Origin of the sequence: Halomonas lysinitropha, from assembly GCF_902500215.1 — a bacterium.
In the GTDB taxonomy this organism is placed as follows: Bacteria; Pseudomonadota; Gammaproteobacteria; order Pseudomonadales; family Halomonadaceae; genus Halomonas; species Halomonas lysinitropha.
This window is the reverse complement of record NZ_CABVOU010000027.1, coordinates 93,181-118,164: the sequence shown is the minus strand read 5'-3', so window position 1 is coordinate 118,164 and position 24,984 is coordinate 93,181. Positions and strand designations below refer to the sequence as shown.

At 63.8% G+C, this 24,984-nt stretch carries 24 protein-coding genes and 1 tRNA gene; 16 read left to right on the top strand and 9 right to left on the bottom strand.

Translation table 11 applies throughout. The annotated features are described in order from the left end of the window. Nucleotides 1-34 precede the first annotated feature (34 nt). Nucleotides 35-1,921, bottom strand: coding sequence for a sensor domain-containing diguanylate cyclase (locus tag HALO32_RS05090; RefSeq protein WP_151442700.1), 1,887 nt, complete (start codon nucleotides 1,919-1,921; stop codon nucleotides 35-37). Between the two features lie 383 nt (nucleotides 1,922-2,304). Here HALO32_RS05090 and HALO32_RS18080 point away from each other — a divergent pair, with 383 nt between their 5' ends. The 3 genes from HALO32_RS18080 to HALO32_RS05070 all read left to right on the top strand — a co-directional run bounded on the left by HALO32_RS18080 (nucleotide 2,305) and on the right by HALO32_RS05070 (nucleotide 5,692). Next, nucleotides 2,305-2,871, top strand: coding sequence for a hypothetical protein (locus tag HALO32_RS18080; RefSeq protein ID WP_225809755.1), 567 nt, complete (start codon nucleotides 2,305-2,307; stop codon nucleotides 2,869-2,871). Nucleotides 2,872-3,064: 193 nt separating this feature from the next. Beyond that, complete coding sequence (locus HALO32_RS05075) at nucleotides 3,065-4,483, top strand: IS1380 family transposase (protein ID WP_151442698.1); 1,419 nt, start codon at nucleotides 3,065-3,067, stop codon at nucleotides 4,481-4,483. Nucleotides 4,484-4,975: 492 nt separating this feature from the next. Then, entirely contained in the window at nucleotides 4,976-5,692 is a 717-nt protein-coding gene (locus tag HALO32_RS05070) for a Crp/Fnr family transcriptional regulator (protein ID WP_151442697.1), read from the top strand. 103 nt (nucleotides 5,693-5,795) lie between these two features. On the opposite strand, the gene HALO32_RS05065 is transcribed toward HALO32_RS05070, so the two are convergent. The 5 genes from HALO32_RS05065 to HALO32_RS05045 all read right to left on the bottom strand — a co-directional run bounded on the left by HALO32_RS05065 (nucleotide 5,796) and on the right by HALO32_RS05045 (nucleotide 10,109). Continuing rightward, nucleotides 5,796-6,650 (bottom strand): mechanosensitive ion channel family protein, encoded by an 855-nt coding sequence (locus HALO32_RS05065; RefSeq protein WP_151442696.1) that lies wholly within the window; start codon nucleotides 6,648-6,650, stop codon nucleotides 5,796-5,798. Nucleotides 6,651-6,669: 19 nt separating this feature from the next. After that, entirely contained in the window at nucleotides 6,670-6,891 is a 222-nt protein-coding gene (locus HALO32_RS05060; protein WP_151442695.1) for a hypothetical protein, read from the bottom strand. A 46-nt stretch (nucleotides 6,892-6,937) separates the two neighbouring features. Beyond that, on the bottom strand, nucleotides 6,938-8,077 hold the full coding sequence (locus HALO32_RS05055; RefSeq protein ID WP_225809754.1) for a GGDEF domain-containing protein: 1,140 nt from the start codon (nucleotides 8,075-8,077) through the stop codon (nucleotides 6,938-6,940). After that, nucleotides 8,074-8,580, bottom strand: a complete 507-nt coding sequence (locus HALO32_RS18075) for a hypothetical protein (protein ID WP_225809751.1) — start codon at nucleotides 8,578-8,580, stop codon at nucleotides 8,074-8,076. The genes HALO32_RS05055 and HALO32_RS18075 overlap by 4 nt, the downstream gene beginning before the upstream one ends. 101 nt (nucleotides 8,581-8,681) lie before the next feature. After that, nucleotides 8,682-10,109 (bottom strand): diguanylate cyclase domain-containing protein, encoded by a 1,428-nt coding sequence (locus HALO32_RS05045; protein ID WP_151442694.1) that lies wholly within the window; start codon nucleotides 10,107-10,109, stop codon nucleotides 8,682-8,684. Between the two features lie 574 nt (nucleotides 10,110-10,683). Here HALO32_RS05045 and HALO32_RS05040 point away from each other — a divergent pair. Beyond that, nucleotides 10,684-11,631 carry a sensor domain-containing diguanylate cyclase gene (locus HALO32_RS05040; RefSeq protein ID WP_151442693.1) on the top strand — a complete coding sequence of 316 codons (948 nt, stop codon included), beginning with the start codon at nucleotides 10,684-10,686 and terminating at the stop codon, nucleotides 11,629-11,631. A gap of 613 nt (nucleotides 11,632-12,244) precedes the next feature. Here HALO32_RS05040 and HALO32_RS17930 read toward each other — a convergent pair. Next, a complete protein-coding gene (locus HALO32_RS17930) occupies nucleotides 12,245-12,382 on the bottom strand; it encodes a DUF6538 domain-containing protein (protein ID WP_192576438.1) in 138 nt (45 codons plus the stop codon). 100 nt (nucleotides 12,383-12,482) lie between these two features. After that, nucleotides 12,483-12,569, bottom strand: a tRNA-Leu gene (locus HALO32_RS05035). A 139-nt stretch (nucleotides 12,570-12,708) separates the two neighbouring features. Here HALO32_RS05035 and queA point away from each other — a divergent pair. From queA to secF, 5 genes are all read left to right on the top strand, one after another. Beyond that, nucleotides 12,709-13,746, top strand: a complete 1,038-nt coding sequence (gene queA, locus HALO32_RS05030; RefSeq protein ID WP_151442692.1) for a tRNA preQ1(34) S-adenosylmethionine ribosyltransferase-isomerase QueA — start codon at nucleotides 12,709-12,711, stop codon at nucleotides 13,744-13,746. A 36-nt stretch (nucleotides 13,747-13,782) separates the two neighbouring features. Beyond that, the gene (tgt, locus tag HALO32_RS05025) at nucleotides 13,783-14,901 is read left to right on the top strand and encodes a tRNA guanosine(34) transglycosylase Tgt (protein WP_192576437.1); all 1,119 of its coding nucleotides are present in this window, start codon (nucleotides 13,783-13,785) and stop codon (nucleotides 14,899-14,901) included. Nucleotides 14,902-14,967: 66 nt separating this feature from the next. Next, a complete protein-coding gene (gene yajC, locus HALO32_RS05020) occupies nucleotides 14,968-15,303 on the top strand; it encodes a preprotein translocase subunit YajC (RefSeq protein ID WP_151442690.1) in 336 nt (111 codons plus the stop codon). Nucleotides 15,304-15,453: 150 nt separating this feature from the next. Further along, nucleotides 15,454-17,304, top strand: a complete 1,851-nt coding sequence (gene secD / locus HALO32_RS05015) for a protein translocase subunit SecD (protein ID WP_151442689.1) — start codon at nucleotides 15,454-15,456, stop codon at nucleotides 17,302-17,304. 15 nt (nucleotides 17,305-17,319) lie between these two features. Beyond that, complete coding sequence (gene secF / locus HALO32_RS05010) at nucleotides 17,320-18,243, top strand: protein translocase subunit SecF (RefSeq protein WP_151442688.1); 924 nt, start codon at nucleotides 17,320-17,322, stop codon at nucleotides 18,241-18,243. 109 nt (nucleotides 18,244-18,352) lie between these two features. Here secF and HALO32_RS05005 read toward each other — a convergent pair whose 3' ends face one another. Then, entirely contained in the window at nucleotides 18,353-19,147 is a 795-nt protein-coding gene (locus HALO32_RS05005; protein ID WP_151442687.1) for an inositol monophosphatase family protein, read from the bottom strand. Between the two features lie 145 nt (nucleotides 19,148-19,292). On the opposite strand from HALO32_RS05005, the gene trmJ reads away from it, so the two are divergent. The 7 genes from trmJ to rlmN all read left to right on the top strand — a co-directional run bounded on the left by trmJ (nucleotide 19,293) and on the right by rlmN (nucleotide 24,912). Further along, on the top strand, nucleotides 19,293-20,039 hold the full coding sequence (trmJ, locus tag HALO32_RS05000; protein ID WP_151442686.1) for a tRNA (cytosine(32)/uridine(32)-2'-O)-methyltransferase TrmJ: 747 nt from the start codon (nucleotides 19,293-19,295) through the stop codon (nucleotides 20,037-20,039). A gap of 82 nt (nucleotides 20,040-20,121) precedes the next feature. Further along, nucleotides 20,122-21,006, top strand: a complete 885-nt coding sequence (gene cysE, locus HALO32_RS04995; RefSeq protein WP_151442685.1) for a serine O-acetyltransferase — start codon at nucleotides 20,122-20,124, stop codon at nucleotides 21,004-21,006. Between the two features lie 82 nt (nucleotides 21,007-21,088). After that, on the top strand, nucleotides 21,089-21,556 hold the full coding sequence (iscR, locus tag HALO32_RS04990) for a Fe-S cluster assembly transcriptional regulator IscR (protein WP_151442684.1): 468 nt from the start codon (nucleotides 21,089-21,091) through the stop codon (nucleotides 21,554-21,556). Between the two features lie 58 nt (nucleotides 21,557-21,614). Continuing rightward, entirely contained in the window at nucleotides 21,615-22,772 is a 1,158-nt protein-coding gene (locus tag HALO32_RS04985) for an IscS subfamily cysteine desulfurase (RefSeq protein WP_151442683.1), read from the top strand. A gap of 25 nt (nucleotides 22,773-22,797) precedes the next feature. Continuing rightward, entirely contained in the window at nucleotides 22,798-23,124 is a 327-nt protein-coding gene (locus HALO32_RS04980; RefSeq protein WP_151442682.1) for a HesB/IscA family protein, read from the top strand. Nucleotides 23,125-23,295: 171 nt separating this feature from the next. Continuing rightward, nucleotides 23,296-23,724: a nucleoside-diphosphate kinase gene (gene ndk, locus HALO32_RS04975; RefSeq protein WP_151442681.1), complete on the top strand. Its 429-nt coding sequence runs from the start codon at nucleotides 23,296-23,298 to the stop codon at nucleotides 23,722-23,724. Nucleotides 23,725-23,784: 60 nt separating this feature from the next. Then, nucleotides 23,785-24,912 carry a 23S rRNA (adenine(2503)-C(2))-methyltransferase RlmN gene (gene rlmN / locus HALO32_RS04970; protein ID WP_151442680.1) on the top strand — a complete coding sequence of 376 codons (1,128 nt, stop codon included), beginning with the start codon at nucleotides 23,785-23,787 and terminating at the stop codon, nucleotides 24,910-24,912. Nucleotides 24,913-24,984 lie beyond the last annotated feature (72 nt).

Here is a 24,984-nt window from a genome sequence, read left to right as displayed (position 1 = left end):
GTCGGAGCATCATCAACCGGACCAGTTCAGCCTTTTATATTGCATGTACGCCATCGGCAGTTCCTGTCACCACCCGATCCCGCCCCAGGGACTTGGCCTCGTAGAGGCGCTGGTCACCGATGCGCATCAGCGAATCCATGTCACTGCCATCAAGCCCCATCTGCGCGCAGCCCACGCTGACCGTGACCTTGACCACCGTATCGCACAGCCTGATCTCAAGCTCGTGAAGGGTCGCGCGAATGCGTTCGGCAACCTCGCCCGCCTGCCGAATATCGGAATCCGGCAGCAGAACCTGGAATTCCTCACCCCCCATCCGGGCCAGCAGGTCGCTGGGCCTCAGGTTCTGTTCCATGGTCGAGGCCACCTGCGTGAGCACCTGGTCCCCGACCTGGTGGCCATGGACGTCGTTGATCGCCTTGAAGTGGTCGAGGTCCAGGCAGATGAGCGAGAGCGTTGTGCCATTGCGCTGGGCCCGGGCGAGCTCACGTTTTGCCTGTCTCATGAACTGGCGTCGATTGGCGACGCCGGTGAGTGGGTCGGTTGCGGCGATCCGTTCCAGCCGGCGGTTGGCCTCCTGAAGGGCTTCCGTGCGTTCCGCCACACGGCGTTCCAGCTTTTCTTCCAAGTGCTTGAGTTCGGTCAGGTCGTGCAGCACGCCCACGAAGTGGGTAACCCGGCCACGGGAATCGCCTACCGGGGCCAGGCTCAGCTGGATCCACAGTGGCTGGCCGTCGCGGCGGTAGTTGCGTACCAGGGTCTTTACCGGCTGCTTGAGGCGCAAGGCATCACGGGCCTTCCTTACGCCGTCCTGGTCCTCTTCGCCATGCTGCAGGAGGCGGCAATTCCGGCCAATGACCTCGTCGCGCGAATACCCGAAAAGGGTTTCGAAGGTATCGTTGACCCAGATGATGGGATCATCGCGGCGCCGTGCATCGGTAATGATGACCGCGTCGTTGGTGGACTCCATCGTGCGTTCGAACAGGTGCAGCCGCATGCGCTGGGCCTCGATCTCGTGCAGCAGCAGGCCGACGCCAATCCCCACGGTCGCCGTGACCGCAAGAAATTCCTGCAGGGCAAGAATGGCGCCATTCGGGTCCTCGCCATGCAACGGCCAGGCCCCATACAGGGTCCGGGCGATGGCGGTAGCCGTCACCAGCGCCACCAGCGCCGCCGCACCGGGCACACCAAAGCGCGCCGCCGCCCAGAGTACCAGCGGCAGCAACAGCACCAGCGACAGCGGATGACCGCCGTCCTCCACCCCTGCCGTGGCCATGAGCACCATGCCCATCACGCCAAGCAGCAACAGCAGTGCACTCGCCTCGAGCAGACGCCAGCGGGTCCAGGCGTGGAGCATTTCGCGCCACTGGCGTGCAAAGATGACCACCAGCGGCGTCAGCAGCAAAAGTCCCAGGGCATCGCCGAACCACCACATCTGCCAGTGGGCAAGATACTCAGCCTCCTCTCCGGCCAGCCCGCGATACACCCCCGCTCCCAAGAGCGCGGCGGTCCCGGCCGCCAGCAAGGGGCCGAACAGCAGGAAATAGCCGCCCCGGGCGAGGCTGTCAAAATCGAAACGGGGACCGGTGAACCAGCGGACCAGCGAGGCCGCGAGGAAGACCTCGAACAGGTTGACCAGGCCGAAGGACACTGCCGCCCACAGCGGAAAGGCGGGGATATCCGCGATGATCTCCGCGGCCATCACCGCCGGGATAATCCACGCCCAGCGGTGTACGGGCAGCAGTAACAGCGCCGCCAGGGCCACGGCATTGGGAGGCCAGATGATGGCCTGACCATCGGGTGAGATGGTCTGGGTCACGCCCAGCCAGGCTCCGGCGAAATAGCCCAGCCCGACCACGGTCATGATGACCAGTCCGATCAGCCATTGCGGCCGTTGTGTCTGCTGCCTGGTGGGAATAGGCATGGATGTCCTGCAGGGATACCCGGTCGATGCCGCCACCGCTGGGGATCTTGAAATTCAGGCCGCTTCAAAGGGCCGTTGATATCAGGCAGTGTGCACCCCTTTTTCGCAGCCAGCTATTCCCCAAACGGTTGGTTTGAAGTGTGACTCCGAATATCGCCTATGCAAACGGCCGCTGATCCTCCAACGGCGGGCTGTTCAAGGACATCGATCTCATCCCGCTCACCGTCGAGCAGATCCAGCTGCTGATCGACGCCGCCAAGGCCGATTGGCGCTTCGTCGAGCCGGCCGTCTTCGGCACTCTGCTGGAACGCGCCCTGGACCCGCGCGAGCGCCACAAGCTGGGCGCCCACTACACCCCGCGGGCCTATGTCGAGCGCCTGGTGATGCCGACCCTGATCGAGCCGATCCTGCGCGACTTCAAGAACATCGAGTGTCGCGATGCGCTGATCGAGTACGACAGCCGGGATCCGGAGCTGGACGAGCACGGCGCGCCAGTGACGATCTGGGACGGTATCAGCATGAAGGTGAGCCCCACCACCGGCGAGCTGATCCCCGACGAGACTGGCCGGGCCATTGTCTATCGCTACCACAACCCACGTCGCGCCGAGTGGCCGGAGGCCCAAGATATCGTCGACAACCCCCGTTCATTGGTGGCTGGAAGACGCGTTCTGCCTTGGGAGGCGGCTACGTCAATGGCTACCGATCAGGAGGATGCATCGAAGGCTGCGGCAACCCCCGCCAAGGGCAAGGCCACCTTCCCCAAGGCCATGCCCGAGCAGCTGCGCGTGTTGCGCGAGGCCCTGGCGAAGCGCCCCCATACCGTCGAGAGCCTGGCGAAGCTGTTCAAGTGCCAGCCGCGCAAGGCCGTCGAGGACGGGCTGCTGTCGCTCGTCGCCGTGGGTCGCGCCGAGTACCAAGAGGAAACCGGTACCTGGTACGCGGCGGCGTAATGCTCAGAAGGCGCGATTGAGACCGACCCGACGGCTTTCGTGCAGTACCCATGACGACCCGAGCTCGGAGGCTTGCCCAGCACCCTGCCGGCCCTGGTGGTGTGTCAGCTTCGCCTCCATACAATCAACCCGCCTTATTCACCGGGCTGAGATAGAAAAGAAGATGGCGAGCAGTTTCTCTTGTAGAATCAAGATGTTCCTGCCAGAACACGATTCAAGAGGACTACTCGCCATGGGTGAAAGCTTATCCACCTGGACTCCCTCCTGCAACGGGTCCATCCGCGTCGAAATGAGCGGTCAGCGCACCACCAGCGACAGCGGTGCTCTGCTGCTGCGCGAGGCCCTCGACAACAGCGGTGTGATCGACGCGCTGGAGGACAACCTGGTCGACCGTCGCGACCCCCAACGCGTCCGTCATTCACTGGCCAGCCAAGTTCGTACCGTGGTCCTGCAACGGGCCATGGGCTGGATTGATCTCAGTGATACCACCACGCTGCGCCGCGATCCGGTCTGGCAGCTGGCCTGCAGCGATGCGCGGGGGACAACGCCATTGGCACAGAGCCGACCGTCTCAAGCCACGCTGTCGCGGCTGCTGACGTGCCTTGGACACAACGACAACATCGATGCCGTGCACGAAGGCCTGCTGCGACTGGTGGTCTGGCGTCTGACCTCGCTGAAGAACGGCGAGCGCCCCAAGCACCTGACGCTGGATATTGACGGCCTGCCGATCGAGGTACACGGCCATCAGGGCGGGTCGGCCTACCATGGTCATGTTGGCACACGGATATACTCGCCGCTGGTCGCTTCGCTGGCCGAGACCGGCGACATGGTCGGTGGCCTACTGCGTGAGGGCAACGCCGGCCCGGCCGAGAATGCCGACACCTGGATTCCGCACCTGGTGCGTCGGCTCAACGAGAGCACCGGCGCCCGTGTTCGGGTGCGCATTGATGCGGGCTTCACCGACAACGACACGCTGGAGGCCCTGGAAGAGCGCGGCATCGAATACCTGGGACGGCTGCGCAGTCACTCAGGCCTCCAGACGCTGGCGGCACCGTACCTGAAGCGGCCACGAGGCCGCCCGCCCGAGCAGCCTCGAGAGTGGTGCCACGATCTTGAGTACCAAGCCGGTTCCTGGCCGGCGCCACGCCGCGTGGTGCTGGTGGTGCAGGAACGCCCCGATGACCTGCTGCTGCATGCCTTCTTCCTGGTCACCAACCTCGGCAAGTTCGACTGGCCGCCAGAGAAGGTCCTGGCACTCTACCGCAAGCGCGGCAGCGCCGAGGCGCACATGGGCGAGGTGAAATCGGCGCTCGACGTGCACCTCTCCTCGACGGATCGCGGTGCCTCTACCGTCCAGGACGTGATGGCCCGCAACGAAGTGAGCCTGCTATTGAGCCTCTGCGCCTACCAGGTCCTGCATGGGCTGCGGCGCCTGCTGGAGAGCCGGACGCACCAGGGCTGGAGCCTGATGCGGATGCGCGAGCAGGTGCTCAAGGTCGCGGCGACGTTGTCGCTGCACGCCCGGCGCATCACGGTTCACCTCGGCGATGCCGCCGACAAATGGTGGCCCACCTTATTGAAAGGGCTACCTCGATTGACGGCCCTGGTCTGACCCCCGGCGTCACCACGATCCACGCAGCAGGCAAAGCGGCCACAACGGAGGTCGGCGGGCACGGCTGCGCCGGCAGCAGGCATCGATTTCTATTAGTTATGAAAAGGCTGGATGAAAGTCGAATCGGGCATAGGTCAACTGACTACCAAGCGGTCGAATGACGTTGAAGTGGGTCGATGCCAGCAATCACTCGGTTCAACACCCTCGTTCGGCACCCTGATGAATGAGGTGGGATCAATAGCGCACATAGTGAAGGTTTCGATGCTGCTTTATTGCTTCGCAATTGACCTTAAAACGAACCCTCCTGGGTTTTTATAGGAGCATTTCTCCTCTTTATGTACACTACCGTACGGACCAGTGATGAGGGGAATGCTACTCTCGACGATGTCGCCGACGGAAAAACATCGTTATTTCCCGATCGGTTCCTGACATCGGATTTTCACATGATTTTTCCATGTGCCGATGGCAATTATTCACGCCAGGAGCCGCCACATGGATATCACCACTTCCCCTTCATATAGCAATCGACTTCTCGACAGCCTGCCTGAAGAAGACAGACAACATTTCCTCGCCGATTGCGAAACCGTGGAGCTGGAGTTCGGCCAGAGGTTGGCCGAACCCGGCGACAGCATCACCCATGCCCTCTTCCCCCTTGACTGCTTCGTTTCCCTGGTTGCCACTCTGGAGAGCGGTGGCCGGCTGGAGGTCTCCATGGCCGGCAACGAAGGCATGGTGGGGGGTTCCCTGGTGCTCGGGGGGCGAGTCACCTCGCTCCAGGAAGTGGTGCAAGGGGCCGGGACGGCGCTGCGCATGTCGTCAACCTGCTTCCAGGACCACCTGGAAAGGCGCCCTGCCCTGGAGAGTCTGATGAAGCGCTATCTGAATGTCCTGATGAGCCAGATATCCCAATCCGCAGCCTGCTCCCATTTCCATGACGTGGAGGCGCGCCTGGCGCGCCGGCTGTTGATGACCCACGACCGGACTCACGGTGACCCGTTGCATATTACCCACGAATTTCTTTCCGGAATGCTGGGCGTAAGGCGGGCGAGCGTCACCAGGGCGGCCAAGGCACTGCAGCTGCGCGGACTGATCGACTACCAACGGGGTAGGGTCAGCGTGCATGATCGCCCCGGCCTCGAGGCAGCCTCCTGTCGCTGCTACGCCACCGATCGCGAAATCTACGCCCAGATGATCGAACGGGTAGCGTGATCGTCGTGCTTAGCGAGCGAACACAATGTTGCGGAATAAGCTGAATCGCGTGTTAATGAAGCATTATGGCCTGATGATATACTCTTGATCAGCAGGTTTCTGGTCATGTTTCCGGCGAAGCGCTCGCCATATTGCGCAGCTGCCAGTAACGGCGTAGCACGGCATCGTTGATGGCCTGTTCCAGCTCAAAGGCGCTGGGTGTGGGGCAGAACAGCGTGACGCCGACACGCTGTTTGCCAATGTCGGTAGTGGCAAGGGTAACGCGAGGGCGGGGGTCGGCGATGTCGATGCCGCTCCGCTTCCTGATCAGCGCGCTATAACGTTGGGCCAATTCGGCATGTGGGGCGTGCAACGCCCCCACCTCATCCTCCAGTCCCGGCAGTTCGGATCGCATGTCCACGTCGGGCTCCAGGACGACGCAGACTTCGAGATACACCCACTTCTTGAAGAAATTCTGGTTCCTGACCGAGGTGGTCAGGAAAACGCTGTTGGGAACCACGATGGTCTTGCCTGAGTACTCGAAGCGACCCACGGGCCCGCCGATTTCCTGCAGGGTCGTGGCCAGCATGGTCTCGTCGACTACCTCGCCACGTAAATTGCCAATCTCGACCCAGTCTCCGATCTCGAACGGCTGGTTGACGACGCGCAGGACGGTGCCCGACAGACAGAGAATCAGCTCCTTGGTCGCGATCACCAGCGCTACAGCGAAGGCGGTAAGGGACAAGGCGAAGGTGTGAAGGGAGGGCAGCCAGATCAGCACCAGGCCGGCCAGGGCGAGGACCACGGTGACGCTCCGGATGCGGGCCAGCCACGCGCGGCGGGAATCGGACAGAATCTCTTCCCGGCCACGTATGACGCGCACCACGAGGAAGCGCAGCGTGACGAGAACCGCCACCAGCGCTACCGAACTCACCCCACGGTTGCTCAGCAGCTCCAACCAGAAAGTATCCTCAGGCATGACGGTTTGGCGCTCCTCCTTACCGTTCAATGGTGAGACACGACCATGGCACAGCGAGGCTGCGGCGTCGATTTTGGCTGACCGCCAGCTCCGGCGCGCTGGTGCCGAAGGTCACAACCGTCAGGCCGACAATCAGCGAAGAGATGCCCAGGCGGGCAGCCAGCCGTGATGCTCCCCGGACCAGACCTTCGGCTCCCACGATCAACAGCACCAGCCCAACCACGAAGGCGGCGATGGTCATGCCCTTCTCTCCTTTTCCCTAAGGCGGAAGGTAGCGCCTATGTTGATCACTTGCCGGTGAAGCCGTATCTCGACTCCTCTACCGCAGTTGCACCAAGCTGCCAACCATCCCGCCCCTGGGCCTTGACCCGATAGAGTGCCCGGTCTGCCGCAACATAGGCAGCGGCAAAGGCCTCAGGCTCGGCAGTGAACTGAACCCCGCCAACGCTGAGGGTGACGTGAGTGCCAGCGGGATGGTCAGGATGGGGCAGAGCCGCACGACGCACCTCCTCCACCACCGACGCGGCGGCCGATGCCAGGGTGCGGGGGTCATCGCAGGGCAGCAGCGCGGCAAACTCGTCGCCCCCCATGCGGTAGAGCCGTGCTTTGCCACTCAGGGCCCGGTCGATCAGGGCCACGAGTTCGCGTAGCAGCTGGTCGCCGTCCGGGTGGCCCAGGGCATCGTTGTACTGCTTGAAGTAGTCGATATCGATCAACAGCAGCGCCATGGTGCCGCCCTTTTCGGCCAGCACGTCGTCATGCAGCGCGCTGCGGTTGCCGATGCCAGTCAGCGGGTCTTGCAGCGCTTGAGCCATCCAGCGCAGGCTTTCGCGAGTGGCGCGATCGGCCAGCCGATGCTTGAACACGTGCATTCCCCAGAACACCAAGCCCAACAGGTAGATCACGAGGCTACCCACCAGCACCAGGGTCTGGTGGTGGCGCGTCTCCTCCACGAAGCGATTGGTGACCGCGCTGCGGTAGTCGAGCTGGTCCATCTCGATCTCGGTCAGGCAACGAATGGGCTGCAGCAAACCCTGGCTGAGCGAGTCAGGTGGTGGCACGACACCCTGGCCGAGTGAGTCGTTCAGAGCATCCAGGCGCTGCAGGTTTGGCTCCGTGCAGGCATATTCATTTCGGTAGAGGCCGATATCGAAGAGGCCGTAGCCCAGCTCGATCTGGAAGCTCGCTCGCTGCACGGCATCCGGGTCACTCTCTTCCAGCAGTATGCCCAGGCTCTCTTCCAGGTACTCTCGGGAGCGTGTGGCCAGCTGCTGGCCGGTCAGATTGCCGGATTGACTGAAGTACGCGTGGATGTCGGGATGCACCCAGCGCGTTTCATAGGCGATCAACAGCATGAGCGCCGTAAAGCTCATCAGGCTGAGCCACAGCCACCCCGGGGTGCGCCGCGCGCGAGGGGGCGGGCTCACTGCTGCGCCTCGATCCTACGAATCATCCAGACCCAGTCGTTGAAATTGCGCAGGTTGGCGGTATCGCGGCTACCGTAGTCGCGTTCTACCAGGCGCACCGGGCCCCGTTCGCGCAGGCCGATGGGCCTCCCGTCCTGATGCGTGACGAGAATCCAGTTGGGATCGTCCCAGCCGCCCAGGGTCACTTCGTAGTCGTCCCAGGCGGTGAAGGCCAGCCGTTCGGGCACCTCGCCGAACTGCTCCTCGAGCAGCTCGCGAAACACCAGCCCGGTCACCTCCACCTCCTCCGCCAGATAGGGGTCGAAGAAGGTGAAGCGCACATCGGCACGGTTGCGAAGCTCCGCTACCGGCAGACGCGTCTCCTGCTCGCCCTGCTGAAATACCACCACCTCGGGGCTGGCCAGGGCGAGTCCCGCCGGCCACATGACGGCCAACAGACACGCCAGAACGGCGCGACGGAGCGGCACACAGACAAGGCATTTCAGCACGCTATCTGACGGCATAGCGGGTGTCCTCTACGTTGATACCATTGGCGTTTTTATTAACGCCGATTCTAGCATGAGCCCCAACGGCGATTGGAATTGCCTAGGCAGGCTTAATGCCTTTACAGGAGATGAAGTTGACATCGTTTGTCATCGGCTAAGGCTCGTCGCACGACGGCATCGCGGCAGGCGCGATTCAGTACCCAGCGCCCCAGGGGGATGATCTGGCCGGTCTGTTCCGCCAAGGGAATGAAAAGCCCGGGTGAGATCATGCCCCGCTCGGGATGGTACCAGCGCACCAGTGCCTCGAAGCCGCGAATGAGGCCACTGCCAGCCTCCACGATTGGCTGATAGTGCAGCTCGAACTGGTCATCCTGAAGGGCGGTGTAGAGGTCGTGGCGTAGCAGTACATCCTGCCGGGTGGCCTCCCGACTCTCACCCTGGTACCACTGCCAGGTATTTCGCCCCTGGCGTTTGGCAACGCTCATGGCCAGGTCGGCGCGCTGACGCAATTCCTGTGCATGGAGGACTTCGGGATCATTGCTGGCGATACCCATGCTGCTGCTGACGTGCAGTAACTTGCCGTCAATGTCATAGGGGCGGCTGAGGGCGTCGATGACCCGGTCGGCCAGCGCCGAGCCGGCCTCACGGCTCTCCAGCGAAGGGATCAAGAGGCAGAACTCGTCACCGGCCAGCCGAGCGACGGTGTCATCGGAGCGAGCCAGCGCGCGCAGTCGATCGGCGACCGCGACCAGAAGCCGATTGCCCACGTGGTAGCCAAGACCATCGTTGACGGTCTTGAAGCCGTCCAGGTCGAGGTGCATCACCGCCATCAGCCGCTGTTTCCGGCGAGCCTGGTGGAAGGCTTCCTCCAGGCATTCGTTGAGTACCGCGTGATTGGACCGGCCCGTCAGGAGATCATGGCAGGCCTGATAGGCGATCTGGGCCTCATGTTCACGCTGCTGGGTGATGTCCTTGGCGATGCCGAAGACCCCTTGGGTGACCCCCTCGACGATGATCGGCAAGGTGGTCAGGTCGATCGATTTCAGCTCACCGTCGCGATGCTGTAATTGAAACTCGACGCGACTGGGCTCACCGGCCAGTGTCGAAGCGAAGAGCACCTGCATTCGTTCGATATCCTGGGATTCCAGCAGCCGTGAAAAATGCGAGCCCAGGATGTCTTCATTGCGGCGCCCGGTAATCTCGCGGCAGGCGGCATTGGCGGTAACGAGATTGCCACGGCAGTCCAGCGAGAAGACGCCATCCGGGTGGTAGAGGTAGAGCGGGCGGAAACGCTGTTCGATGTCATACTGGGCCGCCAGTCGCTTCTGCGCCGCCAGCAGCTCTCTGGAGCGTCCCATCACCAGCCGAACCAGCCCCAGGCTCAAAGCCAGGAAATAGCTTAGCGTCAGGCCGGCGATGGCAAAGCCGCCTGGCATCAACCCGGCACGCAGCATGTCCGGCAAGGAATCCATGTCGGATTGCTGGCGCTTCTTGGTGCCAGCGATCAACAACATCACCAGGCGTCTGCCTACCTTGGCGTAATACACGCGGTAACCAGGGCCGTAGTCGATTCGCAGCTCCTCGATGCTAGGATTTGCCAGCCAGCCGCGCCGACTCTGCGCTAGGTTTCGTTAGGTCATCATGGGGTATGGCTCAGCAGCAGGGTATCCCCTGGCGCCGCAGGCACTCCAAGACCTCGGGGTCGGTCGATTGTAGCGCGTCAATCTGTATGAGAAGCCAGCGACAATCTGGATGAGAAATCGGTGTCCAGGCCCTCGTCCTGGCCCCACAGCGCAGGTCGCGGCACGCCTCGGGGGAGGGCCGGCGTTTACCTCTATCGTAGGTCCTGACCCATGCCTGGTCAGGTTTCCCGAGGATCTCGGCGGTCGGCCATCACATTGTCTTTCTCCATCACCCGGAGGGACCAGACTTGAAGGCACCATGGACGCCGGCAGCTAGCACTGCGAGGCCTTTTCCAAGAGCTTCTTTCCGGCGAGCTGTTGCCAGCGCTTGCAGGTACATCACGGTTTCCCACCGGAACTCGTGGGTTGACAGTGCAGGGGGGTCGCCGTCTGATAGGCGAGTCACTTCAGCATATTTTGCTCCCCAGAGACCATTGCCATGCGCCATTCCAACAACGACGTAACCGGCGAAACCCGCAATGGTTCAGAGTGCCATGCCTTGACGTCACGCCAACGTGACGAGATGGCGCTGTTCCAGATCTTCTTCGAGGAGAGCCGAGATGGGCTCGTCGTGCTACGCGAAGATGGCGGCGTCTACTGCACCAACGCTCGCTTTGCCGTCATGCACGGCTACACCCTGGCGGAAGTCGAGCAGCTATACCTCTGGAACTGGAACAGCCAGTATGAGAAATCGCGGCTTCTGGAGATACTGAGGTCCGTCCCGATGGAGGGTGAACACTTTGAGACGCGCCACCGGTGCAAGGATGGTCGAACGATTGACGTGGAAGTGGCAACCAATGCCACCTATCTGCATGGCCAGAAACTGATCTTCTGCCACTGCCGCGATATCACGCAGCGCAATCTCGATCGTGAACGCATCCACTATCTGGCGACCACCGACCCGCTGACCGGCCTGGCCAACCGTCGGGAGTTCATGAGTCGCTGCGAGGCCGAGGTGGCGCGTGCCCGGCGGTTCCATCGGCCGCTGGCTCTGATCATCTACGATCTCGATCATTTCAAGCGCATCAACGACACCTTCGGCCACAACGTCGGCGATCGAGTACTCCAGGCGGCAACCAAGCAGATCCACAGACACATTCGGCAAGAGGATCTCCATGCGCGCTGGGGCGGCGAGGAGTTCATCCTGCTGATGCCCGAGTGCGGGCTGGATGCGGCCATGGCAAGTGCCGAGAGGCTCCGGCGAGCCATTGCTCAGTACGCTTACCCTCACCAGGAGACGGTCTCGGCGAGCTTCGGGATTACCGTTCTTGCTGAGGGAGACGAGATCGATGGCCTGATCAAGCGTGCCGATGATGCGCTCTACCGCGCCAAGGCGGCGGGCCGTAATCGGGCAGAAATCGAACGCCCGGACGTCAGTAGCGCCTGAGGATGCTAGCCCGAGGAGGTTCTGTCCGCGCCTCGTCCAGGCTGCCCCTGGCGGGACGTCTACTTTCCGTATGCACGTGAGGCAGTACGGCAGTGACGGCACGCCCACCACCTGACTCCCCCGCCAAGAGAGTTATATCCGCGTCCTTGGATGTTTCAAGCTCCACAGCATATTGTATTCATTAGCTTTACAGTTCACTCATCGCACTTTGGAGTCACGGCATGGCAGGTCCCGAGTAAGCGATCATTCCGGAGCGTGTCGGGTTCCGCTTGCCTTATACGTCGCGTAGTGGCTGGATCAGCGCCACCGCCACCGCCACCTTCCACTGCCGGTTATCTTCCGACTGCACGACGACCGTCTTGCGGTTGATCTTGATTGTCGCTCTAGAACTCTCCATTCCTGCCCAGAGCTACTAACGGGGTGACATGGAGAATCTGAGATGCTGTGCTTGTCCCCTGGGCGATGGCAGTTGCCTGGCTTGATCCCGGGAAGGTAGCTAGCGAAGCCAATGCCTTCCAATCAGGGGCAATACAACCATCAGCCTGGCCGTTGCGTAGGGAGTCGAACACCTGCTGATACGCCAGCCGCAGCTGCATGGCACGGCGACGAGCGGTCACCTTGCAGGGGTGTCGAGGGTCTTGCGGAGCTCACGTCGCTGGTCGTAGGCATCGCGGAGGTCATGGGGAATGACAATCCGGGCATACCAGTTGGTGCGGTGACGGCTGCTCGTCAGGTAGGTTCCGTAGGGCATGTCAGATCTCGAGAGTGGATCACCGAAGTGTCACACCTCAGGGTCTGATATAGACCTCTAACCCTTTGAACCCGCATGGCTTCTGGGTTCGTAGATTTCTTGGTACCGGCGGTCGGACTCGAACCGACAAGGGCTTGCACCCGGCGGATTTTGAATCCGCTGCGTCTACCAATTCCGCCACGCCGGCAACGCGTGGAGCATTATACGTGGGCACCGGTGCAGGTCAATCGGCCGGCTGACTTCCCTGCCTCGAGAGGGTATCCTGTCGGGCTTTTGCGCGGCTTGTCGAGTCGCCAGACACGCCCTGAGCCGGACCAAAACGCCCCATGCTACGCGCCGACTTCCACTATGAGCTCCCCGAGGAGCTGATTGCCCGCTACCCCTCCGAGCAGCGCAGCGATTGTCGCCTGCTGTGTGTCGATGGCGCGAACGGCGAACTGGCCCATCGCCGTTTCACCGACCTCGTCGAGTTGCTCGAGCCCGGTGACCTGCTGGTGTTCAACGACACTCGAGTGATTCCCGCCCGCCTGCACGGCCACAAGGCCAGCGGCGGCAAGGTGGAGATGCTGCTCGAACGCCCTCTGGATACCCATCGCGGCCTCGCTCACTTGCGCAGTAGCAAGTCGCCAAAACCGGGCACCGAGATCGAGTTCGAGGGCGGTATTCGCGCCGTGGTGGAGGGCCGTCGCGATGCACTGTTCGAGCTGCGCTTCCTCGGCGACACGCCGCTGATTGCGCTGCTGGAACGGCACGGGCACATGCCGCTGCCGCCCTATATCACCCGCGAGGACGAGCTGGCTGACCGCGAGCGCTACCAAACCGTGTATGCCCGCCGGGACGGGGCCGTGGCGGCGCCGACCGCCGGGCTGCATTTCGACGAACCGCTGCTCGAGGCGCTGACCGCCAGGGGCGTCGATAGCGCCTACGTCACCCTGCACGTGGGTGCTGGCACCTTCCAGCCGGTGCGTGCCGACAACATTCGCGAGCACCAGATGCACAGCGAATGGATCGAGGTCACCGAGACCGCCTGCGAGCAGGTGCGCGCCGCCCGCGCCCGGGGTAACCGCATCGTCGCGGTGGGCACCACCAGTGTGCGCTGCCTGGAGTCGGCCTGCCTGAAGAGCGCCGATGGCGACATTGCCCCCTTCAGCGGCGAGACCGACATCTTCATTTACCCCGGCTACGAATGGCGCTGCGTCGATGCCCTGGTGACCAATTTCCACCTGCCGGAGTCGACCCTGCTGATGCTGGTGGCCTCCTTCGCCGGCTTCGAGACGACGATGGCCGCCTACCGCGAGGCGGTGGCCCGGCGCTACGCCTTCTTCAGTTATGGCGATGCCATGTTCCTGACCCGCCAGCCCTGAGGCGCCACGAGAGTTTCAATGCGTAAAGAGAGCTTCATGACATTCGAGCGCCTGGCCAGCGATGGCCGAGCGCGCCGCGGCCGCCTGACCTTCCCGCGTGGCACGGTGGAAACGCCGGCCTTCATGCCGGTGGGCACCTACGGCACCGTCAAGGGCATGACCCCGGCATCGGTACAGGAGATCGGCGCCGAGATCATCCTTGGCAACACCTTCCACCTCTGGCTGCGCCCCGGCACCGAGGTCATCGAGGCCCACGGCGACCTGCACGACTTCGCCCAATGGCAAAAGCCGATCCTCACCGACTCCGGCGGCTTCCAGGTCTTCTCGCTGGGCGCCATGCGCAAGATCACCGAACAGGGCGTGCATTTCCGCTCTCCGGTCGACGGCGCCAAGGTGTTCATGGGCCCCGAGGAGTCGATGGCGGTCCAGCACTCACTGGGCTCCGATGTGGTGATGATCTTCGACGAATGCACCCCCTACCCCGCCACCCAGGCAGAAGCGGCCTTCTCCATGGAGCGCTCGCTGCGCTGGGCGCAGCGCTCCCGGGAAGCCCATGGCAGCTCGCCCTCCGCGCTGTTTGGTATCATCCAAGGGGGAATGCATCCTCGGTTGCGTGAGCGTTCGCTGAAGGGGCTGCTCGAGATCGGCTTCGACGGGCTGGCCATCGGCGGCCTTTCCGTTGGCGAGCCCAAGGAGGAGATGATCCGGGTGCTCGACTACCTGCCCACCTGGATGCCCGACGACACGCCGCGCTACCTGATGGGCGTGGGCAAGCCCGAGGACCTGGTGGAGGGCGTGCGCCGCGGGATCGACATGTTCGACTGCGTGATGCCGACCCGCAACGGTCGCAACGGCCACCTCTTCACCGCCGCGGGCACGGTGAAGATCCGCAATGCCAAGCACCGCTTCGATACCCTCCCGCTGGAGGAGGCCTGCGACTGCTATACCTGCCAGCACTTCTCCCGGGCCTATCTGCACCATCTCGATCGCTGCGGAGAGATGCTCGGCTCGATGCTCAACACGATCCACAACCTGCGCCATTACCAGCGCCTGATGCGTGGTTTGCGCGGTGCCATCGAAGCGGGTACATTGGCGAACTTCGTGGAAGGCTTCTATGCGCAGCGCGATCTGCCGGTTCCTCCCGCACCGAATTGACCCACGGCCGGCCCACAAGGCCGGTCGTTGAACATCCCGCTTTCATTACTCAGGAGATCGTCGTAAATGCTGGACTTCCTTATTTCCCCGGCCATGGCCCAGGACGCCGGTGCTGCCGGTGGCGGCATCGCCCAGATCGTCATGCTGGTCGGCTTCGTGGCCATCTTCTACTTCCTGCTGTGGCGCCCTCAGGCCAAGCGCGCCAAGCAGCACAAGCAGCTGATCAGCAACCTCTCCAAGGGTGACGAGATCGTTATCGGCGGCGGCATGCTGGGGCGCATCACCAAGGTAAGCGACGACAGCGAGTTCCTGAGCATGGAGATCGCCGAAGGCACCGAGGTCAACGTGCAGAAGAATGCCGTGGCCGCTGTCCTGCCCAAGGGCACGCTCAAGTCCATCTGACGCGGGCGTCACACTGCCCCCGCTGTGACCTTTATCGGGTCGTGACGGGGCCGCCCTGCGGCCGGTGAGGCAGGAGCCGTGCGACCGGCTCCTGCATTCACCGGCCGCTTCGTCAGCTTCCAACGTCCGCAACCTGAGGGCAGGGCTCCCATGCTCAACCGTTACCCCTTGTGGAAGTATCTGCTGATACTCGTCGTTCTTCTCGCCGGCCTGGTGTATTCCCTTCCCAACCTCTTCCCTGAGGACCCGGCAGTCCAGATCAGCAGTGAGCGGGGCGACGCCACCATCGATGGGCGCCAGCTGGAGCGCATTCGCGCCTCTCTCACTGAAACCGGCATCGACATTCAGGCCGTGGAGGAAGAGCCCAGCAGCGTATTGATTCGCCTCGCTGATGCCGACGACCAGATGCGGGCCCGCGAACGCATCAGCGACATGCTGGGCGACGAGTATGTGGTGGCGCTGAACCTGGCCGAATCCACGCCGGCCTGGCTGCAATCGCTCTCCGCCTCGCCCATGACCCTTGGCCTCGACCTGCGCGGCGGCGTGCACTTCCTGCTGGAAGTCGACATGGACGCCGCCCTGGAGCAGCGTCTCGAGGTCAATGCCAGCGCCATGCGCGAGCAGTTACGCGGTGAACGGATTCGCTACCGCGATACCCAGATCGAGGAGCGTACCGTCTCCATGGCCTTCGCCAACGCCGAGGACCGTGACGAGGCTCGCCGCCTGATCGCCCGCGAGTTCCCCGACTTCGACTACGCCAGCGAGGGCGACGACCGCGGCGCCCGGCTGGTCATGACCATGACCGACCAGGCGGTGAACGAGCTCCAGGATTACGCCATCAACCAGAACCTCACCACCCTGCGCAACCGGGTCAACGAGCTGGGTGTGGCCGAACCCCTGGTGCAGCGGCAAGGACCGGATCGCATCGTGGTCGAACTGCCCGGCGTGCAGGATACGACCGAAGCCAAGCGCATCGTGGGTGCGACCGCCAACCTCGAGTTTCGTCTCGAGGCACGCCCCGACACCCCCGAAAACGAAATCGAGACGCTCCCGTTCCGTAATTCACCCGACCGCACCGCCGAGCTGATGCGCGACGTGATCATCTCCGGCGACAGTGTCTCCAACGCCAATCACAGCTTTGACGAGAACGGCCGCCCCCAGGTCAACATCGACCTGGATGGTACCGGCGGCACCCTGATGAACCGGGCAACCCGCACCAATATCGGCCGCAACATGGCCGTGGTCTATATCGAACACAAGACCCGCGATCGCACGGAAATGCAGGACGGCGAGGAGGTCGTCGTTCGCGACCCTTATACCGAGCGAGGCATCATCAGCCTGGCCACCATCCAGAGCGCGCTGGGCAACAGCTTTCGCATCACCGGGCTCGACTCGCCCACCGAAGCCGCGGAGCTCGCTTTGCTGCTGCGTTCCGGCTCGCTGGCCGCACCGATCTACTTTGTGCAGGAGCGCACCATCGGGCCGAGCCTGGGCGCCGAGAACATCGAGCGCGGCGTGATGTCGGTGCAGATCGGCCTACTGCTGGTGGTGCTCTTCATGCTGGTGCGCTACAAGGTGTTCGGGGTGTTCGCCAACGTCGCCCTGGCCCTCAATTTGACACTGCTGATCGCGGCCATGTCGCTGCTCGGGGCCACGCTGACCCTGCCCGGCATCGCCGGCATCGTGCTGACGCTGGGCATGGCAGTGGACGCCAACGTGCTGATCTTCGAACGCATACGCGAGGAGCTGCGCACGGGGCTCTCGGTGCAGCAGGCCATTTCGGCCGGCTACGAGCGCGCCTTCACGTCGATCATCGATGCCAACATCACCACCTTGCTGGTGGCGGTGATCCTGTTCTCCATCGGCACCGGGCCGGTCAAGGGCTTCGCAGTGACCCTCTCGCTGGGGATCATCACCTCGCTGTTCACCGCCCTGCTGGTGACGCGGGCGATGGTCAACCTGACCTACGGCGGCAAGCCGGTCAAGAAGCTCTGGATATAAGAGGTGGCAAATCTGATGAAATCCCTCATCAATCGACAGCTCGACTTCATGGGCAAGCGCGGGATCGCCTTCGCGATCTCGGGACTGATGCTGCTGGTGTCGATCGCCGCGCTGATGTTCCAGGGGCTCAACCTGGGGCTGGACTTCACCGGCGGCACCCTGGTGGAGGTCCGCTATGCCGTGGCACCGTCCCTGGAAGCCGTTCGCCAGCTCCTCGAGAATGCCGAGTTCCGTGACGTTTCGGTCCAGACCTTCGGGGCCTCAACGGAAGTGCTGATCCGGCTCCAGCAGGCCTTCGACCCCGATGTCGGCGAGCAAGTCGTCAGCCTGCTGCGCGACGCCGGCAACGAGGTGGAGCTGATCCGCGCCGAGTTCGTCGGCGCCCAGGTGGGTGATCAGCTGCGCGACCAGAGTGGCATGGGCCTGCTGGTGGCATTGGGCATCGTGATGCTCTATGTGGCCGCCCGCTTCCAGTACAAGTTCGCCATCGGCGCGCTGCTGGCCCTGCTGCACGACGTGATCATCGTTGTGGGCATCTTCTCGCTGTTCCAGTTCGAGTTCGACCTCACCGTCCTCGCCGCGCTGCTGGCGGTCATCGGCTACTCGCTCAACGACACCATCGTGGTCTACGACCGCATCCGCGAGACCATCCGCAAGTCACGCATCGATGACATGCCGACGATCTTCAACGAAGCGATCAACCTAACCCTGTCGCGTACCCTCGCGACCTCCGGCACCACCCTGCTGGTGCTCTTCGCGCTCTTCTTCCTGGGTGGCGACATGATCCACTTCTTCTCCATCGCCCTGATCGCCGGCGTGGTGGTGGGGACCTTCTCGTCCATCTACGTGGCCGCGGCCCTGCTGCTGGCGGTGAAGCTGGATCGCGAGGACCTCATCCCGGCGAAGAAGGAAGACCCCGAGGAAGAAGAGCTACCCTAGCAAGCGGCAAGCGGCAGACTCTTCATTGAGTGGAAACAGAAAACCCCCACCGGAGCCTATCCGATGGGGGTTTTCCTTACCTTGGCGCTTTTAGCTCGGCGCTTGGCGCTTAAAAGTGCGGCTTGAGCTGCTGCACCAGGGCCTTGTAGAGGCGAGGCCCGGCAGCCATCAGGCGCCCCTCGATGTCGACATTCGGCTGGCCGTCGGGCGTGCCCATCAGGGCACCGCTCTCCTTGAGCAGCAGCGACCCAACGTGCAGGTCCTGTTCTTCCAGGCCCAGCACGAAAGCGGCGTCTGCACGCCCTGCCGCCAGCTCGGCAATGTCGAGCAGTCCGCTGCCGGAGGCACGCTGCAGCTCGATCTGAGAGCCGAGCTGCTGCACCAGCGTCAGGTAGGAGGGAAGAAGGCGCGAGCGCAGCCCGATCTCGGGCAGGCTCATGGCGATGCGGGTACCGGCCACGGCAGTATTCTTCGACACGCGCAGGCGCTTGCCATTGAGCTGGGCGCCGCGCCCGCGGCTGGCCAGGTATTCGTCATCGCTGAAGGGACAGATCACCACCGCATGTTCCGGACGGCCCTTGACGAGACAGACCACTGACAGCGCGAAGCTTGGAGAGGCCACGCTAAGGTTGGAGTAGCCATGGATGGGTTCGATCCTCCACAGCGTGTCAGCGCTCTCGTCCTCACCGGCACGGTGAGGCGTGAAGCGCCCCTGGACGCCATGCTGGGGGTAGCCGCGAGAGAGCTGCCGGACGATCAGCGTCTCGGCATTGTGGGCGGCATCCTCGAGCAGGCGATCGAGGTTGTGCTCCTGATGAGAGTTCTCGATTCGCTCGCGGATGCGCAGGAACTGTTCGCCGGCGCTACGTGCAGCACGCAGCGCGAATTGGACCATCGGATGCATGATCGGGCCTTGGGGAGTCGGTGGTGTTAAAGAACGGGTCGGCGCGCATCCTAGCAGAAGCACGCGGAGCACGCCATGCGACGCCCTCGGGCGGCATGATAGAATCGAATGCTTCCGCCTCTACCCAGGATCTACAGGCCCCACCATGCTCGAGCGCATTCGCATCGTCCTGATTGGCACCAGCCACCCCGGCAACATCGGCGGCACCGCCCGCGCCATGCACAACATGGGCCTGTCCGACCTGGCCCTGGTCGCGCCGCGCTGCGAGCCGCTCACCGCCGACACCGTGTCCCGCGCTTCGGGGGCCGATCACATCGTGCATGACGCCCGCACGGTGGAGACCCTGGAGCAGGCGGTGACCGACTGCACCCTGGTGGTCGGGGCCAGCGCTCGCTCACGGACCCTGCCCTGGCCGATGATCACCCCTCGCGCCCTGGCCGAGCGGCTGCCAGCGGAGCTGGCCAGCTCCGAGGCGCGCGTCGCCCTGGTCTTCGGCCGCGAGGACAGTGGCCTTTCCAATGCGGAGCTGCAGCGCTGTCATGCCCATGTGAATATCCCCACCAACCCCGACTTCAGCTCCCTGAATCTGGCTGCCGCGGTGCAGGTGCTGGCCTACGAATGCCGACTGGCCTGGCTGGAAGCGCCACACGCGGACGTCCCGAGCGAGACGCCCGCCGACCAGGCGCTGGCCAGCCACCAGGAGCTCGAGCGCTACTTCGAGCACCTGGAGCGCACCCTGGTCACCATCGGCTTCCACGACCCGGCTACCCCGAAGCAGTTGATGGCCCGGCTGCGTCGCTTCACCCTGCGAGCCCGCCCCGAGCGCACCGAGCTCAACATCCTGCGCGGCATTCTCACCGCCACCGAGCAGCAGGTCGAACGCCATGACTAGCGCATGCGCGGCTTGAAGCCGGCTCACCGCACCCTCAATATACAAGCCACTCCCCATCGCCCTGCCACTCAAGGACCGCTGCATGCTTGAACGTCTGCGCGAAGACATCAACAGCGTATTCGCCCGCGACCCGGCGGCACGTAATTTCCTGGAAGTGCTGACCAACTACCCGGGCCTGCATGCCCTGCTCCTCCATCGCTGCGGCCACTGGCTGTGGCGGAAGAACCTCAAGTGGCTGGCGCGCACCCTTTCCAGTTTTTCGCGCTGGCTAACCGGCATCGAGATCCACCCCGGGGCGACCATCGGCCGGCGGTTCTTCATCGACCACGGCATGGGCGTGGTGATCGGCGAGACGGCCGAAGTCGGCGACGACGTCACCCTCTATCAGGGCGTGACGCTGGGCGGAACCAGCTGGAACCAGGGCAAGCGCCACCCGACCCTGGAGGACGGCGTGATCATCGGTGCCGGCGCCAAGATCCTCGGCCCCTTCAGCGTGGGCGCCGGCGCCAAGATCGGCTCCAACGCCGTGGTCACCAAGGAGGTTCCCGCTGGCGCCACCGTGGTCGGCATCCCCGGCAAGGTCGTGCAGCGCGTCGACCCGGACCATGCCGAGGAGCTGGAAGTGGATCCCGCGCGCCGCGAGGCGATGCGTCGCAAGTTCGGCTTCGATGCCTACGGCGTCAGCCAGGACATGCCCGACCCCGTGGCGCGCTCCATTCAGGCGATGCTCGATCACATGCACGCCGTGGACGAGCGGATCGAGCGCATGTGCACGACCCTGCGCAAGGTCGACGCCAGCTACCGTGACGGTCGCCTGCCGGAGCTGCGCGATGAGGACTTCGCCGACATTCTCGACGACGTGGACAGCGGCTGCCCACCCCGGGAAGAGCAGGATGAGCGAAGCGCGGACGCCGCACCAGCGAGCGACCAGGAACCTGCCACTGCTCCTCGGCGGCGCAATGGTTGACCGCGACACTCGGTCTTTACCATAATGGCCGGTCACGTTCATTGACTGCCGACCCGAGTGTCGGTGCCGAGGTGAGTTCCTCATGCGCCTGACCACCAAGGGACGCTACGCCGTCACCGCCATGCTCGACCTGGCCATGAATGCCGATACCGGCCCCATCAGCCTCGCCGACATCTCGAAGCGTCAGGAGATCTCGCTCTCCTACCTTGAGCAGCTGTTTGCCCGGCTACGGCGTGCCCGGCTGGTGGACAGCGTGCGTGGCCCAGGTGGCGGCTACCTGCTGGCCCAGCCAGCGGAGGGCATCACCGTGGCCCAGGTCATCGACGCGGTGAACGAGTCCGTGGACACCACCCGCTGTGGCGGCCTCTCGGATTGCCAGCAGGGTGACACCTGCCTGACCCATCATCTGTGGTGCGAGCTCTCCGAGCACATTCACGACTTCCTCCGGGAGGTCACCCTGGCCCAGCTGGCCGGGCGCGGCGAGATCCAGGCCATTGCCAGCCGCCAGCGTGGTCGGTGGGATGATGGCATTCTGGCCTCCAGCACCTGAATGGCCGGTACTGGCACGACTTTCCATAGCCTCGATTCCACAGCAGAACAGCGAGCCCATGAGCGCACCCATCTACCTCGATTATGCCGCCACCACTCCGGTCGACCCCAGGGTCGCGGAGGTCATGAGCCAGTACCTGACCCTCGACGGCATCTTCGCCAACCCCGCCTCGCGTAGCCACATGCTTGGCTGGCAGGCGGAGCAGGCAGTGGAGAGTGCCCGCCGCCAGGTCGCCGACCTGATCGCCGCCGACCCGCGCGAGATCGTCTGGACCAGCGGCGCCACCGAGGCCGACAACCTGGCACTGACCGGCTTCATGCGGGCCAATCGCGCCAGGGGACGGCACCTAGTGACCTCCCTCATCGAGCACAAGGCGGTGGTCGACACCGCCAAGGCATTGGAGGACGAGGGCTTCGACGTGACCTGGCTGACGCCGGGCCGTGACGGACGAGTCACCCCAGAACAGCTGCGCGACGCCATGCGGGACGACACCGTGCTGGTCTCGCTGATGGCGGTGCACAACGAGCTGGGCGTCATCCACGACCTGGCGGCACTGGCCGAGGTGACCCATGCCTTCGGTGCCACTTTCCATGTGGATGCCGCCCAGGCCGTAGGCCGCATTCCGCTGGACGTCGGCCGCCTGGGCATCGATCTGATGTCGCTCTCGGGGCACAAGGCCTACGGCCCAAAGGGTATCGGCGCCCTCTACGTGCGGCGCAGCCCCGAACTGCGGCTGGAAGCACTGATCCACGGTGGTGGCCATGAGCGCGGCATGCGCTCGGGCACCCTGCCCACCCACCAGATCGCCGGCATGGGCCAGGCCTTCGCCATCGCCGCAACCGAGGGTGAAGCCGATCAGGCACGCATCAGCGCGCTGCGCGACCGCTTTCTCGATGGCCTCGACGATCTTGACGGCATCCACCGCAACACCGCGGTCGAGGTGGCGATCCCCAACATCCTCAACCTGGCCTTTACGGGGGTAGAGGGCGAATCGCTGCTGATGGCCCTCCGCGACATTGCGCTGTCTACAGGCTCGGCCTGCAACTCGGCGAGCGTCGAGCCCTCTTATGTACTGAAGGGCATCGGTCTGCCGCGCCCACTGGCGCTGGCCTCGCTACGCTTCAGCTTCGGCCGTTTCACCACCGAGGCCGACATCAACCGCACACTGGATGTCCTGCGACATGCCCTGGACGGGCTGCGTCGCCGGGCGGTCTGACCCTACCACGATCAGGAGAGAGACCATGGCACACCTTTCGATCACCACTGCCGCTGCCGAGCAGATCCATCGGGTGCTCGACGAGCGAGGCCACGGCCTTGGCCTGCGGGTCTCGGTCAAGCCCAGCGGCTGCTCCGGTTATAGCTACGTGCTCGACTTCGCCGACGAGGCGGCCAACGATGATGTGACCTTCGAGGAACACGGCGTGACGGTGTTCGTCGCGCCCGACGCCCTGGAAATGCTCGATGGCAGCGAAGTCGACTATGTCTCGGAGGGGCTTAACCGCTTCTTCCGCTTCAACAACCCCAACGTCAAGGATGAGTGCGGCTGCGGCGAGAGCTTCAGCGTCTGAACGATTGTTCAACGCCAGCCAGGAGCGTTATACTCCCCGCCCAGTCGTTGCACGCAGTCGCCGCGCCGGCCGCACCATTTCGACTCGCCGCGCCGTCCTCTCCCACGCGGAGTCAGGGCGGCGCTGCGCTATCCATAGCCACTTCATCCCGCCAACCGGAGACATGCCCCCATGGCCAATCAGCGCACCCTGTCCATCATCAAGCCCGACGCCGTTGCCAAGAACGCCATCGGTGAGATCACCGCGCGCTTCGAGAAGGCCGGCCTTCAGGTCGTCGCCGCCAAGATGCTCAAGCTCGACGACGACAAGGCCGGCGGCTTCTATGCCGAGCACAAGGAGCGCCCCTTCTTCAAGGACCTGGTCGGGTTCATGACCTCAGGCCCTGTGGTCGTGCAGGTGCTCGAGGGCGACGATGCCGTGGCCAAGAACCGTGACCTGATGGGCGCCACCAACCCCAAGGAAGCGGCGCCGGGCACCATCCGTGCCGATTTCGCCGAGACCATCGACGCCAACGCCGTGCATGGCTCCGACTCCCCGGAGTCCGCCGAGCGCGAGATTGCCTACTTCTTTACGGCCGACGAGATCTGCCCACGCGGCTGATCACGCCTCTCCTGCGGGGGTGACGCCATCCCCGCCTTGCCCCCCGACTCGCTGACCGCCATGACCGCAACCACCGCACCCCGTCTCACCAATCTGCTCGGCATGTCCCGTGCGGAAATGGAAGCCTTGTTCCTCTCCATCGGCGAGAAGAAGTTCCGTGCCGCCCAGGTGATGAAGTGGATCCATATCGAGGGCTGCGATGACTTCGCGGCCATGACCAATCTCTCCAAGGCGCTACGCGCGCGCCTGGCCGAGGTCGCCGAGATCCGCGGCCCGGGTGTGGTCTACGAGGGCAGCTCCAGCGACGGCACCCGCAAGTGGGTACTCGAGGTCGAGGACGGCAGCTACGTGGAGACGGTGCTGATCCCCGCCGACAACGGCAAACGCCGCACGCTCTGTGTTTCCTCCCAGGTAGGCTGCTCGCTGGACTGCAGCTTCTGCTCCACCGGCAAGCAGGGGTTTCAGCGCAATCTCACCGCCGCCGAGATCATCGGCCAGGTATGGGTGGCCCAGCGCAGCGTGGGCCCACGCCGCGACACCGCCAATCGACCAGTCACCAACGTGGTGATGATGGGCATGGGCGAGCCACTGATGAACTACGACAACGTCGTGCCAGCCATGAAACTGATGCTCGACGATGACGGCTACGGCCTGTCCAAGCGCCGCGTCACGCTCTCCACCTCCGGCGTGGTGCCGATGCTGGACAAGCTCGGCGACGAGCTCGACGTGAGCCTGGCCATCTCGTTGCATGCCGCCAACGACGAGCTGCGCAACAAATTGGTGCCGCTGAACCGCAAATACAACATTCGCAGCCTGCTCGATGCCTGCCACCGCTACCTGGCCAAGTGCCACGACACGCGGATGGTGACCATCGAGTACACGGTGATCAAGGACGTCAACGACCAGCAGGAGCACGCCGAGGAGCTCGCCACCCTGCTCGAGGAGCTGCCGTGCAAGATCAACCTGATCCCCTTCAACCCCTTCCCGCACTCGGGCTACGAGAAGCCGTCGCGCAACCAGCTGATGCGCTTCCAGCAATGGCTCTATGAGCTGGGCTACACGGCGCCCATCCGCACCACGCGCGGCGACGACATCGATGCCGCCTGCGGCCAGCTGGTGGGTCGCGTCAAGGATCGCACCAGGCGCCACGAGCGCTATATCCAGTCCATCCAGATCGATGCCGACTGACCGGGAGTCGCCTTGACTTCGACCGGGCTCGGCGCTTTGATGGACGAGCCTTTTTTTACTGCCGGCCGCATG

Excerpts from the sequence above, each read along its gene's own strand:
- HALO32_RS05090 (WP_151442700.1), bottom strand. The coding sequence starts at position 1,921 with ATGCCTATTCCCACCAGGCAGCAGACACAACGGCCGCAATGGCTGATC.
- HALO32_RS18080 (WP_225809755.1), top strand. The coding sequence starts at position 2,305 with ATGCCGACCCTGATCGAGCCGATCCTGCGCGACTTCAAGAACATCGAG.
- HALO32_RS05075 (WP_151442698.1), top strand. The coding sequence starts at position 3,065 with ATGTTCCTGCCAGAACACGATTCAAGAGGACTACTCGCCATGGGTGAA.
- HALO32_RS05070 (WP_151442697.1), top strand. The coding sequence starts at position 4,976 with ATGGATATCACCACTTCCCCTTCATATAGCAATCGACTTCTCGACAGC.
- HALO32_RS05065 (WP_151442696.1), bottom strand. The coding sequence starts at position 6,650 with ATGCCTGAGGATACTTTCTGGTTGGAGCTGCTGAGCAACCGTGGGGTG.
- HALO32_RS05060 (WP_151442695.1), bottom strand. The coding sequence starts at position 6,891 with ATGACCATCGCCGCCTTCGTGGTTGGGCTGGTGCTGTTGATCGTGGGA.
- HALO32_RS18075 (WP_225809751.1), bottom strand. The coding sequence starts at position 8,580 with ATGCCGTCAGATAGCGTGCTGAAATGCCTTGTCTGTGTGCCGCTCCGT.
- HALO32_RS05040 (WP_151442693.1), top strand. The coding sequence starts at position 10,684 with ATGCGCCATTCCAACAACGACGTAACCGGCGAAACCCGCAATGGTTCA.
- HALO32_RS17930 (WP_192576438.1), bottom strand. The coding sequence starts at position 12,382 with ATGCCCTACGGAACCTACCTGACGAGCAGCCGTCACCGCACCAACTGG.
- queA (WP_151442692.1), top strand. The coding sequence starts at position 12,709 with ATGCTACGCGCCGACTTCCACTATGAGCTCCCCGAGGAGCTGATTGCC.
- tgt (WP_192576437.1), top strand. The coding sequence starts at position 13,783 with ATGACATTCGAGCGCCTGGCCAGCGATGGCCGAGCGCGCCGCGGCCGC.
- yajC (WP_151442690.1), top strand. The coding sequence starts at position 14,968 with ATGCTGGACTTCCTTATTTCCCCGGCCATGGCCCAGGACGCCGGTGCT.
- secD (WP_151442689.1), top strand. The coding sequence starts at position 15,454 with ATGCTCAACCGTTACCCCTTGTGGAAGTATCTGCTGATACTCGTCGTT.
- secF (WP_151442688.1), top strand. The coding sequence starts at position 17,320 with ATGAAATCCCTCATCAATCGACAGCTCGACTTCATGGGCAAGCGCGGG.
- HALO32_RS05005 (WP_151442687.1), bottom strand. The coding sequence starts at position 19,147 with ATGCATCCGATGGTCCAATTCGCGCTGCGTGCTGCACGTAGCGCCGGC.
- trmJ (WP_151442686.1), top strand. The coding sequence starts at position 19,293 with ATGCTCGAGCGCATTCGCATCGTCCTGATTGGCACCAGCCACCCCGGC.
- cysE (WP_151442685.1), top strand. The coding sequence starts at position 20,122 with ATGCTTGAACGTCTGCGCGAAGACATCAACAGCGTATTCGCCCGCGAC.
- iscR (WP_151442684.1), top strand. The coding sequence starts at position 21,089 with ATGCGCCTGACCACCAAGGGACGCTACGCCGTCACCGCCATGCTCGAC.
- HALO32_RS04985 (WP_151442683.1), top strand. The coding sequence starts at position 21,615 with ATGAGCGCACCCATCTACCTCGATTATGCCGCCACCACTCCGGTCGAC.
- HALO32_RS04980 (WP_151442682.1), top strand. The coding sequence starts at position 22,798 with ATGGCACACCTTTCGATCACCACTGCCGCTGCCGAGCAGATCCATCGG.
- ndk (WP_151442681.1), top strand. The coding sequence starts at position 23,296 with ATGGCCAATCAGCGCACCCTGTCCATCATCAAGCCCGACGCCGTTGCC.
- rlmN (WP_151442680.1), top strand. The coding sequence starts at position 23,785 with ATGACCGCAACCACCGCACCCCGTCTCACCAATCTGCTCGGCATGTCC.